General features: G+C 73.0%; 11 protein-coding genes and 1 pseudogene. 4 read left to right on the plus strand and 8 right to left on the minus strand.

Annotated elements, in window-relative coordinates:
* Positions 1–1,470, plus strand: coding sequence for a SulP family inorganic anion transporter (locus ABZ267_RS09680; RefSeq protein ID WP_356756147.1), 1,470 nt, complete (start codon positions 1–3; stop codon positions 1,468–1,470).
* A gap of 257 nt (positions 1,471–1,727) precedes the next feature.
* Positions 1,728–2,216 carry a carbonic anhydrase gene (locus ABZ267_RS09685; protein ID WP_356756149.1) on the plus strand — a complete coding sequence of 163 codons (489 nt, stop codon included), beginning with the start codon at positions 1,728–1,730 and terminating at the stop codon, positions 2,214–2,216.
* Positions 2,217–2,278: 62 nt separating this feature from the next.
* Here the strand turns inward: ABZ267_RS09685 and ABZ267_RS09690 are convergent, their stop codons facing one another.
* The 3 genes from ABZ267_RS09690 to ABZ267_RS09700 all read right to left on the minus strand — a co-directional run bounded on the left by ABZ267_RS09690 (position 2,279) and on the right by ABZ267_RS09700 (position 4,829).
* The gene (locus ABZ267_RS09690; RefSeq protein WP_356756151.1) at positions 2,279–2,713 is read right to left on the minus strand and encodes a DUF2267 domain-containing protein; all 435 of its coding nucleotides are present in this window, start codon (positions 2,711–2,713) and stop codon (positions 2,279–2,281) included.
* A 289-nt stretch (positions 2,714–3,002) separates the two neighbouring features.
* A complete protein-coding gene (locus ABZ267_RS09695; protein ID WP_356756153.1) occupies positions 3,003–3,788 on the minus strand; it encodes an SAM-dependent methyltransferase in 786 nt (261 codons plus the stop codon).
* A gap of 111 nt (positions 3,789–3,899) precedes the next feature.
* Positions 3,900–4,829, minus strand: coding sequence for an oxidoreductase (locus ABZ267_RS09700; protein ID WP_356756155.1), 930 nt, complete (start codon positions 4,827–4,829; stop codon positions 3,900–3,902).
* Positions 4,830–5,010: 181 nt separating this feature from the next.
* Here ABZ267_RS09700 and ABZ267_RS09705 point away from each other — a divergent pair.
* Positions 5,011–6,116: pseudogene (locus ABZ267_RS09705) on the plus strand (MFS transporter).
* 3 nt (positions 6,117–6,119) lie between these two features.
* On the opposite strand, the gene ABZ267_RS09710 reads toward ABZ267_RS09705, so the two are convergent.
* The 4 genes from ABZ267_RS09710 to ABZ267_RS09725 form a co-directional block, all read right to left on the minus strand.
* Positions 6,120–6,602, minus strand: coding sequence for an NUDIX domain-containing protein (locus tag ABZ267_RS09710; protein WP_356756157.1), 483 nt, complete (start codon positions 6,600–6,602; stop codon positions 6,120–6,122).
* A 29-nt stretch (positions 6,603–6,631) separates the two neighbouring features.
* Complete coding sequence (lnt, locus tag ABZ267_RS09715) at positions 6,632–8,218, minus strand: apolipoprotein N-acyltransferase (protein ID WP_356756248.1); 1,587 nt, start codon at positions 8,216–8,218, stop codon at positions 6,632–6,634.
* Positions 8,219–8,449: 231 nt separating this feature from the next.
* Positions 8,450–9,013 (minus strand): hypothetical protein, encoded by a 564-nt coding sequence (locus ABZ267_RS09720; RefSeq protein WP_356756159.1) that lies wholly within the window; start codon positions 9,011–9,013, stop codon positions 8,450–8,452.
* A gap of 82 nt (positions 9,014–9,095) precedes the next feature.
* Positions 9,096–9,881 (minus strand): aspartate/glutamate racemase family protein, encoded by a 786-nt coding sequence (locus ABZ267_RS09725; RefSeq protein WP_356756161.1) that lies wholly within the window; start codon positions 9,879–9,881, stop codon positions 9,096–9,098.
* 58 nt (positions 9,882–9,939) lie between these two features.
* Between ABZ267_RS09725 and ABZ267_RS09730 the strand changes: the two genes are divergently transcribed.
* Positions 9,940–11,139, plus strand: coding sequence for a glycosyltransferase (locus ABZ267_RS09730; protein ID WP_356756163.1), 1,200 nt, complete (start codon positions 9,940–9,942; stop codon positions 11,137–11,139).
* Positions 11,140–11,164: 25 nt separating this feature from the next.
* On the opposite strand, the gene ABZ267_RS09735 is transcribed toward ABZ267_RS09730, so the two are convergent.
* Positions 11,165–12,475: a TerD family protein gene (locus ABZ267_RS09735; protein WP_356756164.1), complete on the minus strand. Its 1,311-nt coding sequence runs from the start codon at positions 12,473–12,475 to the stop codon at positions 11,165–11,167.
* Positions 12,476–12,501 lie beyond the last annotated feature (26 nt).

Below are 12,501 nucleotides of genomic sequence, written 5' to 3' on the forward strand. Positions count from 1 at the left end.
GTGATCTCCGTGAAGGAACTCAAGAACCCCCACGTCGTACGACGTGACCTGCTGGCGTCACTCGTCGTCTTCCTCGTCGCCCTTCCGCTCTGCCTCGGCGTCGCCGTCGCCTCCGGTGTACCGGCCGAACTCGGCCTGGTCACCGGCATCGTCGGCGGCCTCGTCGTCGGCATGCTGCCGGGCAGCAAGCTCCAGGTCAGCGGGCCCGCCGCCGGCCTCACCGTGCTCGTCTACGAGGCGGTCACGGAGTTCGGCCTCGGCACGCTCGGGCCGATCGTCCTGGCCGCCGGCCTGCTCCAGGTGGTGCTGGGCGTGGCCCGCTTCGGCCGCTGGTTCCGGGCCATCTCCGTCTCCGTGGTGCAGGGCATGCTCGCCGGCATCGGCCTGGTCATCGTGCTGGGCCAGCTGTACGCCATGGCCGACACCGAACAGCCGGGCACCGCGCTCGCCAAGCTCGCCGGGCTGCCCGGCCTCGCCGCCGAGATCGCCACGGACCACGAGGCGCTGACCGCCTTCGGGCTCGGCGCCGGTACCGTGGCCGTCCTCCTCATCTGGCCGAAGCTCCCCGCGCGCGTGCGCCTCGTGCCCGCGCCGCTCGCCGCGGTCGGCCTGGCCACCGCCGTCGCAGCGCTCGCCGGGCTGCGGCCGCTGGTGGCCGATGTGAACGGACTGCTCCACGCCATCGAACTGCCGGGCGCGGCGGAGTTCGGCAACCTCACGAACGTGGCGGTCATCGGAACCGTGCTCGCCTTCGCGCTCATCGCCTCGGCCGAGAGCCTCTTCAGCGCGGCGGCCATCGACCGGATGCACGACGGGCCCCGTACGAACTACGACAAGGAGCTGGTCGCACAGGGCGTCGGCAACACGATCTGCGGAGCGCTCGGCGCACTGCCGATGACGGCGGTCATCGTCCGCAGCGCGGCCAACGTCCAGGCCGGAGCCACGACCGCGCTCTCCCGGGTCGCGCACGGGCTGTGGCTGCTGCTCTTCGCGGCGCTGCTGCCCGCCGCCATCGGCATCATCCCGCTCGCCTCGCTCGCCGGGATCCTGGTGCACGCCGGGTGCAAGCTGGTGCCCTGGAAGGAGTTCGGCCCGCTCTGGCGCGAACACCGCGGCGAGGCCGTGCTGCTGGCGGTCACCGCGCTGGCCATCGTGGTGACCAACCTCTTCGAGGGTGTGGTGCTGGGTCTGCTGCTGGCCGTGGTCAAGTCGGCCTGGGAGACCTCCCACGTACAGCTCTCCACCCGCGAACTCACCGGCGGCCGCGTCGTGGTGACGCTCACCGGCAACGCGACCTTCCTCCGACTGCCGCGCATCCTGGAGCAGTTGGAGAAGCTGCCGCAGGACCAGCCCATGGAGCTGGACCTGAGCGGCCTGCGCCACCTCGACCACGCCTGCCGGGTGGCGCTGGAGAACTGGGCGCGCCGGCACAACGACGCGGAGACCGATCCGGTGACGATCCGCCGGTAGGCGGTGGATCAGGCGGCCGCGCGGGACGCCGAGGACACCGTCCTGACGCTCACCGAGGCGGCCGCCGCACTGCCCGCCCGCTCCGGGCGCTGGAGCGCCCGGCGGAGAGCTGAGACCGGGCCGGACTGGAACAGCTGTACGAAATGGAGTGATGCGGGCGTATTGCGGTCTCGTGGCGGACCCGGCGTCGGGCTTCCGCCGCGCCGGCCCGGCTGCGTAGGTTCGGTGCTCCCCCGCGACCGAGCACTGGAGCAGCCATGAGCGTGACCGAAGAGTTCCTCGCCCACAACGAGGTGTACGCGTCGACGTTCGACGGCCCTCTCCCGCTTCCGCCCGCCCGTGGCACGGCCGTCGTCGCGTGCATGGACGCGCGGCTGAATCCGTACGGGATCCTCGGCCTGGCCGAGGGCGACGCGCATGTCATCAGGAACGCCGGAGGCGTGGTCACCGATGACGTGGTGCGGTCCCTGGCGATCAGTCAGCGGCTGCTGGGGACACGGGAGATCGTCCTGATCCACCACACGGACTGCGGCATGGTGACGTTCACCGACGATACCTTCCGCCGAGGGATCGAGGAGGAGACCGGTATCCGGCCGCCGTGGTCCGCCGAGGCGTTCCCGGACGCGGCGGGTGACGTACGGCAGTCGCTGCGGCGGGTGACGGGCAGTCCGTTCATCCCGCACACCGACCAGGTCCGCGGCTTCGTCTTCGATGTCGCCTCCGGCCGTCTCGACGAGGTCGTCTGACGGCCGGAAAAGGCTGCCGCCCTCTTACACCGAGGACAAGGCCGCGGGCCGGGCCGTTGTGATCAGGCCGCCGTGGTGAGCTGGGCGCGGCCGAAGAGCAGCGCGTAGCCGGTCGGCAGGCCGTCGATGATGCGGGTGACGAGGGCCGGGTCCATCAGCGTGCCGACCGCGGCGAGCACGGTGCCGGCGTCCCAGCGGGCCGTCGCCGCCGTGCCGCCGGTCCGCGCGGCCAGGTCGTCGACGAAGTGGACGGCGGGCGCGGGGTCGATGCCGGGAGCCTCGGCGGTGAACACCTGGGCGGCCTCTCTGGGGAGCGCGGCGGCGAACGCGACCCGCTCCTCGCCGGTGATCTGCGCCCCGAGGCCGCCCAGGACGGCACGGAGGGCCTCCTCGGCGCGCTCCCGCGTGGGGTAGGCGCCCTCGTATCTGATCTTCTCCAGCAGCCGGGCGAACGTCATGGCCTTCGGCGCGGCGATGGTCCGAGGCTCAGGAATCATGGTGGCGGCAGCCCTTCTACGTCGTCCTGCGGTGTCGGTCCTCTCTGGCTTCTTCTCCAAAAGCGCCGACCTACACCCCCTGGGGGGTATTTGATCGATCAGAGCACCGCGGATGGCCGAAGAGCGGGCCGTATCCCGTCGGCAGTCGCGGCAGGACCAGGACCACGGCCGTCGGCTCACCCGCCGTACCGGCGAACCGCGCGAGGACACCACGGCCCGGCGCCGGAACGGCTGAGCGGCGAAAGGCTCTGGAGCCTTTCGCCGCTCAGCACACCGTCCCGCTCACCGCCTACGGCTTGCGGGCCACCAGCCCCCACTGGTCGACCAGGACCGGGTCGTCCTCCTCGGGGCGCCACAGCGCGATCGACAGGAAGCCCGGCTCGATGATCTCCAGGCCCTCGGCGCAGCCGGTGATCTCCTCCGGCTCACGTACGAGGTACGGCGGGTTCTCGCCGGAGTCGTACGCCTCCTGCGCGGCCAGCGTCTGCGGCGTCTTCACCGTGTCGCACAGCACCAGGTAGCTGCCGGACGGCATCCGGGCCATGTACCGCTGGACGACCTCGATGCCGTCGGCCGGGGTCAGATGACCCAGCGTCGAGAGCAGGAGGACGGCCACGGGCTCGGAGAGGTCGAGCGTCTTCGCGGCCTCGTCCACCACCGTGTCCGTGTCGGACAGGTCGGCCTCCACGTACTCCGTACGGCCCTCCGGAGCGCTGGTCAGCAGCGCGTGGGCGTGGGCGAGGACGATGGGGTCGTTGTCGACGTAGACGATGCGCGCGTCGGGCGTGACGCTCTGCGCCACCTCGTGGGTGCTGTTCGCCACCGGCAGGCCGGTGCCGACGTCCAGGAACTGGCGGACGCCGAGCGAGGCGAGGTGCCGGATCGCGCGGGCCTGGAACGCGCGGGAGGCGCGCGCGATGTCGACCATCTGCGGGTAGGCGGCGCTCACCGCGTCGGCCAGTTCGCGGTCCACGGGGTAGTTGTCCTTGCCACCCAGCCAGGCGTTCCACACCCTCGCCGAGTGCGGGACGTCGGAGCGGATCCTGCGGCGGAACTCAACGTCGTCGACGCTCATGTCTCTCCTCTACTCACTGTCCGTGCAAGGCCGTTGACCGTATAACCGCCGGTGAGAGCCTTGAGCTGACCGTACATCGCCATCTCCGTTCCCGCTGGACCGCCTCCCGCCTCAGACGAGGTCCGGGTCCAGTCCGGTCAGCCGCGCCGACTCGTCCCACAGCGCCCGCGCCATGTCCATGTCCCGTGCTCGCGCGGACTTACAGGCCTCGGCCGGCGCTCCCCGGGTCTCGCCGAGGCGCCCGGGGCCGTAGTACGAGCCTCCGGGCGCGTCCGGAAGCGTCGCGGCGTACAGCGCGGGCAGCGCACCGGCGGAGGCGGGCTGGGTGTAGAGGCGTGAGGCCCGCTCCAGCCTCGCCGCCCAGTTGCGGCCGGCCAGCTTGGGCCCTGCCTGTCCCAGCTCCGTCGCGGAGAGGCCCGGGTGGGCGGCCAGGGCGAGCAGGTCGCGGCCCGAGGCGCGGGCGCGCCGGTCGAGTTCGGCGGTGAAGAGCAGGTTGGCGAGCTTGGACTGCGCGTAGGCGCCCCATTTGCTGTACCCGCGCTCGGCGTTGAGGTTGCCGAGGTCGATGCGGCCGATGCGGTGGCCCAGCGAGGAGAGCGTCACCACGCGGGCCGGTCCCGCCGCGCCGAGCACCGGCAGCAGCCGGAGGGTCAGAGCGAAGTGGCCGAGGTGGTTGGTGCCGAACTGCATCTCGAAGCCGTCCGCCGTGCGCAGCGGCGGCAGGGCCATCACTCCGGCGTTGTTCACCAGGAGGTCGAGGCGGCCGTCGGCCTCCTCGGCGATGGTGTCGGCCGCCTCGGCGACGGAGGCCAGATCGGCCAGGTCCAGGCGGACGAGCCGGGTGTCGGAGCGCGGGGCGGCGCGGCGGACGGCCTCCAGCGCACGCCGGCCGCGCTCGGGGTCGCGGCAGGCGAGAAGAGTGCGGGCGCCGGAGCGGGCGAGGGCGAGCGCGGTGACGGCCCCGATGCCGCTGTTGGCGCCGGTGACCACGGCGGTCCTGCCGGAGAGGTCGGGCATGTCGTGGAGGTTCCAGGAGTGCATGCCGCACACCTCCCCGGCAGGCGCCGGGTCACACACCTGCCGGCGAACCGGCCCATCGCCTCCATGGTGCCGGCCCGGTGCCGGGTCACCCGTGCGGGCCGCCCGGGAGGCCGGTCGCGGGCGGCGGGCCAAGAATCGGACGGTGCCGCGCCGAGGGAACGACAACGCCGCAGTGGAACGCATGGTCCGTACGGTCATCCGCCGACGGAAGAGGTCCCTGCGCGAGCAGGACGTGACCGTCACCGATCCGCCGAAGGTGCGCCGGGCCGTCACGGCCGCCGCACTCGGCAACACCATGGAGTGGTTCGACTTCGGCGTCTACGCCTATCTGGCCGGAACGCTCGGCAAGGTGTTCTTCCCCTCCAGCTCACCGGGCGCACAGGTGGTCTCCACCTTCGCGACCTTCGCCGCGGCCTTCCTGGTGCGCCCGCTCGGCGGCCTGGTCTTCGGCTCAAGCTGGAGGAGACCCCGGCGTTCCAGCGCGAGGAGGAGGCGCAGGCGAAGGCGCGTACCGAGAACGATCCGGTGGAGGAGGCGCGGCAGTCCGGCAAGGGCCGGCTCAAGGAGATCTTCACCCGGCACTGGCAGGCGGTCCTCATCTGCATGGGGCTGGTGCTGCTCTACAACGTCACCAACTACATGGTCACGTCCTATCTGCCGACCTACATGTCCCAGACGCTCGGCGAACCGGAGACCACGTCCCAGCTGCTGGTCCTGGGGACGATGCTGCTGGTGGTGCTGATGATCACGACGGTCGGCCGCACCTCGGACCGCTGGGGCCGCAGACCGGTGTTCATGGCGGGCAGCGTGGCGCTGATCGTGCTGGCCACGCCGGCGTTCCTGCTGATCCGGCAGGGCGGGATCCTGCTGCCGGCCCTCGGCTGCGCGGTGCTCGGGCTGCTCCTGGTCTGCTTCGCGGGGACGGCGGCCTCGACGCTGCCCGCGCTGTTCCCGACCCGGTTGCGGTACGGAGCGCTGTCGATCGCCTTCAACGTCTCCGTCTCGCTCTTCGGCGGCACCACGCCGCTGTTCGCCTCGGCTCTGGTGGAGGCGACGGGCGACGAGATGGTGCCCGCGTACTACCTGATGGTGGCCGGGGTGATCGGCCTGGTGGCCACGTTCTTCCTCCACGAGACGGCCGGTCGGCCGCTGCGCGGCTCGGGCCCGATGGTGGAGACGCCGGAACAGGCCCGCCAGCTGGTGGCCCGGAGCCGTACGACGGCGGGCCGGCAGGCGCGGGACGTCTGGCTGCGGGTGCGCCATCTGTGGCGGGGGCCGGACAGGTAGAGGTCAGGCGTCCACCGAGGTCGGCTGGAACCAGGCCGGCCCCTCCGTCAGCGCCTGCTTGATCCGGAAGAGCGCGAACTCGGCGAGCGGCGGCAGCGCGTCCAGCGGGAACCAGCCGACCTCCAGCGACTCGTCGTCGTTGACCCGGGCCTCGCCGCCGGTCGCCCGGCAGCGGAAGGTGATGTCCAGGTACTGGCAGCGGTCGCCGTTGGCATACTGCACGGGCTGGAGCGCCTGGGTGAGGACCAGGCGCTCGGCCACGCAGTGCACGCCGGTCTCCTCCAGCACCTCGCGCTCCGCCGTCAGCGCGGGCTCCTCGCCGGGCTCCGAGATGCCGCCGACCACCGACCACTCGCCGGTGTCCGCGCGCCGCCCGAGCAGGACCCGGCCCTCGTCGTCGAAGACGATGGCGGTCACCCCGGGCAGCAGCAGGAGCTGGTGTCCGGCGGTGGCGCGGATGGTGCGGATGAAGTCGGGAGTCGCCATGGATCCGAGCCTACGTGGCCGCTTGCGGACTACTTCGCGGTCCCCCGCCGTGCCCGTACCGCCGACACGCCGGCCCAGCCCAGGCCCGCCACGGCCAGCAGCGCGATGACACCCTCCGGCAGCGCGCCCATCCGGGTGGCCGGGGTGAGCGAGGAGCGCAGCGGGACCTCGGCGACGAGCGCGTCGGGAGTGAACATGCCGCTGCGGTCGGCGATCGTGCCGTCCGGCCGGATCACCGCGCTGACGCCGCTGGTGACGGGGACGACGACGGACCGGCCGTGCTCCACGGCCCGGACCTGGGACATGGCGAGCTGCTGGTAGGTCATCTCGCTGCGGCCGAAGGTCGCGTTGTTGCTCGGCACGGCGATCATCCGGCCGCCGTGGAGGACGGTGTCGCGGGCGGCGTCGTCGAAGGCGGCCTCGTAACAGGTCACCAGCCCCACCTTCGTACCGGCGAGGTCGAAGACGCCGACCTTCGTGCCGGGGACGAACTCGCGCTGTACGCGGTCGACGTCCTCGCTGAAGAAGCGGGCGACCGTCCGCATCGGCATGTACTCGCCGAACGGCTGGATGAACCGCTTGTCGTAGGTGTCGACGGGGCCCTTCTCCGGGTCCCACTCGATCAGCGTGTTGCGCAGGCTGTCCGAGCCCTTCTCGACCACCGAGCCGATGACGGTCGGGACGCCGATCGCCTTCACCGCGCTGTCGATGACCTGGTACGCGTCGGCGTTGAGGTACGGGTCGAGGTCGGAGGAGTTCTCCGGCCAGAGGACGAAGTCCGGCTGCTTCGCCTTGCCGGCCTTCACCTCGTCGGCGAGCTGCGTGGTGCGCTTGGCGTGGTTGTCCAGGACCGCGCGGCGCTGGGCGTTGAAGTCGAGACCGAGGCGGGGCACGTTGCCCTGGATCGCGGCGACGGTGGCGGTGCCGTCCTCGGCTGAGTCGTCGACCAGCGGGAGCGCGGCGAGCGCGGCCACGACGGGTACGAGGACGCAGGCGGCGGCTCCGGCGGCGGCAGCGCGGTGCACCGTGCCGGAGGAGCGGTAGGTACGGAGGTGGCGCACGGCCTCGTACAGGCCGAAGCCGCACAGCACGACGGCGAAGGTGAGCAGCGGCGTGCCGCCGAGCGCGGCGAGCGGCAGGAACGCGCTCTCCGCCTGGCCGAAGGCGATCTTGCCCCACGGGAAGCCGCCGAACGGGATCCGGGCGCGGACCGCCTCGTCCAGCGTCCAGACGGCGGCGGCCCAGACCGGCCAGTACGCGAGCCGGCTCACGGCGGCGATCCCGAGGCAGCCGACCGCGATGAAGAGTGCCTCGGCGGTGGCGAGGGCCAGCCACGGCACCGGGCCGACGTCCTCGCCGGTCCAGTGCAGCAGCGGGAGCATGAAGCCGAGCCCGGAGAGCAGCCCGAGGCCGAAGGCGGCGCGCAGCCGGCGCCCGTGCAGGACCCAGCCGAGCACCGCGAAGCCGGGCAGGACGAGCCACCACAGCGGCCGGGGCGGGAAGCTCGCGTAGAGCAGTACGCCGGAGAGGGCGGCGGCGGCCGGGCGCAGGAGTCGCTGGAGGATTCCGGCGGTACGGGGTGTCGGCGCGGGCGGCGGGTCGTCGACGGGGGTCATAGTGGCGCTCACCTGGCGGAGTCTACGGTGGGCGGCTGTGTGTGCGGGATGTCGGGCTGTGTGCGCGGGACGGCCTGGCCGGGGATGGTCTGCCGGGTGGGCATCGGTGTGAGGAGCCCATCCTGGCCGGTCAGGGCTTGCGGCGGCGGCACGGTCGCCCAAGACCCGCGGCCGCCCCAAGAGCCTGCGGCGCACCCGCCGTCGGCCAAGGCCTGCGGTGGCCCCGTGCGCTCAGTCGCGGTCGCGCTCCGCGCTCGCGGCCAGGTGGAGGCGTGCGCGGATGAACCGTACGGCGGTCTCCGCGTCGTCCACCGTGACGGTGAAGGTGCGGCCGTCGCCGAGCCGCAGCGCCACGCCCTCGCCCTTGCGCACGACGACGGCGGTGCCCTGTTCGGGGCGCCAGCGGTAGCCCCAGCCGCCCCACTGGCGCGGGTTGACCTTGGGGACGTACTCCGCGCCGATCACATGGTCGAGCAGGATCCGGCGGCGCGGCAGCCCGGCGTGGCCGCAGCGGACCTCCAGGGCGTCGCCGTCGACCTTCACGGCCACATGGACGAAGGCGAGCGTCCCGAAGAGGATGAGCAGGCCGACGGCGAGGCAGCCGATGACGGACATCAGCAGCGGGGCGATCCCGGAGGACCAGGGCGAGACCACGGCGAGCTCGATGCCCAGAGCCATGCAGCCCGCGCCCGCCAGGGCCAGGAGCCACTGGACGTGGTTGGTCGCGCGGCCGGTCCAGACGGTGGACGGTGCCTGCGTCGAGCCGTGGTGCGCGCTCCCGGAGTGGTCCGTCATATCCGCAGCGTACCCACGATCCGGCCGACCGGCCCGGGAGCGGCCACCGGACGTGCGGCGGAGATCGCCGGAAAGCCGCAGGTCAGCGAGCTGGTGCGACCGACTGCAGGGTGCGGCCCTCCGCGTAGGCCAGAGCGGGCGGCGGCAGGGTGCCGGGGCGGCCGGCGAGCAGGACGGTGAGCGTGCCGGAAGGTGCGGCCGACGGAGCGGGCTCGGCGCCGATCCGGCGCAGCGCCTGCGCGGCCACGGCGCCGGCGGAGCCGTGCAGGACGAGCGGCGGGTGGCCGGGCTGCTGGACGGCCGCGCGGATGCGGTCGGCGACCAGCTCGTAGTGGGTGCAGCCGAGGACCACGGCCCGTACGCCCGGCGGAGTGAGGGCGGCGGCCGCGGCGACGGCGCGGTCGATACCGGTTTCGTCGCCGTGTTCCACGGCGTCGGCCAGGCCCGGACACGGGACCTCGGTGACATCGACGGAGCCGGCGAACTCGGCGATCAGCCCGCGCTGGTAAGGACTGCCGGTGGTGGCCGGAGTGGCCCAGATGGCGACCGGGCCGCCGCCGGCGGCCGCGGGCTTGATGGCCGGGACCGTGCCGATGACCGGCAGCGCGGGCTCCAGCGCGGCGCGGAGCGCGGGCAGGGCGTGGACGGATGCGGTGTTGCAGGCGACGATCAGCGCGTCCGGCCGGTGGGCCGCGGCGGCGCGGGCCACGGCCAGCGCGCGGACGGTGACGTCCTCGGGCGTGCGCGGGCCCCAGGGCATGGAGCCGGGGTCCGAGGAGATGACGAGCTCGGCGTCGGGCCGCAGTCGGCGAACGGCGGCCGCTGCCGCCAGCAGGCCGATTCCGGAGTCCATGAGCGCGATCTTCACCCGGTCACCCTAGCCGACAGCCCTTGCGGACCGGTCTCCGTGGGGCAGACTGCGGCCAATGAGCGCCGTTGCCTGGATCGCCGTGGGTTCCCTGATCGCGTGGGTGTGGCTGCTGCTCGGGCAGGGCTTCTACTGGCGGACCGACCAGCGGCTGCCACGGCGCACCGAGCCGGCTCGCTGGCCGTCGGTGGCGGTGGTCGTACCGGCCCGCGACGAGGCGGAGATGCTGCCGGTGAGCCTGCCTTCGCTGCTGGTCCAGGACTATCCGGGCGAGGCGCGGATCATCCTGGTCGACGACTGCTCCCGCGACGGCACCGGAGCGCTCGCCCGCGAGCTGGGGGGACGTTTCGGCGGACTGCCGCTGACCGTGGTGGAGCCCGGCGAGCCGGAGCCCGGGTGGACCGGCAAGCTCTGGGCGGTGCGGCACGGCATCGCGCTGGCCGAGCCCCACAAGCCGGACTTCCTGCTGCTGACCGACGCGGACATCGCGCACGAGCCGGACAGCCTGCGGAACCTGGTGGCGGCGGCCGGGACCGAGGGGCCGGACGGCTACGACCTGGTGTCGCAGATGGCGCGGCTGCGGGTGGAGAGCTTCTGGGAGCGGCTGGTGGTGCCCGCGTTCGTCTACTTCTTCGGGCAGCTCTATCCGTTCCGCCGGGTGAACCGGGCCGGGTCGCGTACGGCTGCGGCGGCGGGCGGCTGTGTGCTGCTGCGGGCGGAGACGGCCGAGCGGGCGCGGATCCCGGAGTCGATCCGGCATGCGGTGATCGACGATGTGTCGCTGGCGCGGGAGGTGCGGCGCGGCGGCGGCCGGATCTGGCTGGGGCTTGCGGACCGGGTGGACAGCGTGCGGCCGTATCCGGGGCTGCGGGACCTGTGGCGGATGGTGGCGCGGAGTGCGTACGCGCAGCTGCGGCACAGTCCGCTGCTGCTGGCCGGGACGGTGCCGGGCCTGCTCCTCGTGTACGTGGCACCGCCCGCGGCCCTGGTGGCGGGTCTGGCGACGGGTGACGAGGTGGCGGCCTGGGCGGGTGGTGCGGCGTGGGCGGTGATGACGGCGACGTACCTGCCGATGCTGGCGTACTACCGGCAGTCGCCGTGGCTCGGGCCGCTGCTGCCGTTGACGGCGGTGCTGTACCTGCTGATGACGGTGGACTCGGCGGTCCAGCACTACCGGGGTCGCGGGGCCGCGTGGAAGGGCCGTACCTACGCGCGGCCCGATCCCGACGGGATGCCCGGCGCCGCGCCCGGCCGGTGAAGGTCCGGCCGGGCGGGCGCGGCGGTCACTTGCGGCCGGGCGTCCAGTTCATGCCCCAGCCGTAGGCGGCGTCGATGGTGCGCTGCGGGCTGACGCCGCGGTCGGGCACGAGGTAGCGGGCCTCGCGCTGCACGGTGAGGTCGCCGCCGTCGTTGGTGATCAGCGCGAGCGCGCAGACCGTGGAGGGCACGGTGCACTCGTCGAGGGAGAAGTCGATCGCCGCGCCGTTCTGCGGCTGGAGAGTGACCGTGGCATGGAGGTCGGCGAAGCTGCGGGCGCCTTCGTAGATGGTGACGAAGATCAGGACGCGGCGGAGCAGGTTCTTGCGGTCGAGGTTGACGGTCATGTTCTCACCGGTGGTGAGCGCACCGGTGCGGTCGTCACCGTCGAGGTGGATGAACGGCGGCTGGGCCAGCGAGCCGAAGGCGTTGCCGAGGGCCTGCACCACTCCCTTGCGGCCGTCGGTGAGTTCGTACAGCGCGCAGAGGTCGAGGTCGAGATCCGCGTGCATCGCGACGGCCCGGCCGAGCTTGGCGCCCCAGCCCTTGAACTGCTTGCGCACCTCCCAGTTGAGGTTGACGCGGAGCGTGCCGGAGGTGCCGCCCTGCTTGGCGAGCGAGACGGACGGGGCCTCCTTGGTGAGCGTGACCTTGGAGAGCCGCACCGGCTGTGGAGGCGCCGGGGCGGGCGGGGCCTGCGGTGTGGGCGGGGCGGTGTGGAGCGCCGGGGTGGGGGCCGGAGGTGTGGGCGGTACGGGGGCGGCGGGCCTGGTGGGTGCGGGCGGTGCGGCGGCCTGCTGCGGTTCGTCGACGGAGATGCCGAAGTCGGTCGCGAGGCCTTCGAGCCCGCTGCTGTAACCCTGCCCGACCGCGCGGAACTTCCAGGCGCCCTGGCGCCGGTACAGCTCGCCGAGGATGAACGCGGTCTCGACGGTGGCGTCCGTTGCGTCGAAGCGGGCCAGCTCGGCGCCGCCCACCGCGTCGACGACCCGTACGTACAGTCCGCTGACCCGGCCGAAGGTGCCGCCGTCCGCCGAGGCCGCGACGACGATGCGGTCGATGGCCGGCTCGACCCGGCCGAAGTCGACGAGGAGCGTGTCGGTGACCCCGTCGCCGCCGGTCCGCTTGCCCTCGTGACGGACGGCGCCGGAAGCGTGGGCCGGCTGGTTGTAGAAGACGAAGTCGGCGTCGGTGCGGACCTTGCCGGACACCAGCAGGAGTGCGGAACCGTCGACATCCGGGGTGCCGACGGCGGCCCGCCACCCCAGCTCGACGCGCACGGTGCCCGCCGGCACCGGAACGTTGGTTCCCTTTTGCATGGTCATGCTCGCCCCCATCACGGTTCCGGCTGCCCGCAGGCCTT

Origin of the sequence: Streptomyces sp. NPDC006174 (genome assembly GCF_040614075.1) — a bacterium.
Lineage (GTDB): Bacteria > Actinomycetota > Actinomycetes > Streptomycetales > Streptomycetaceae > Streptomyces.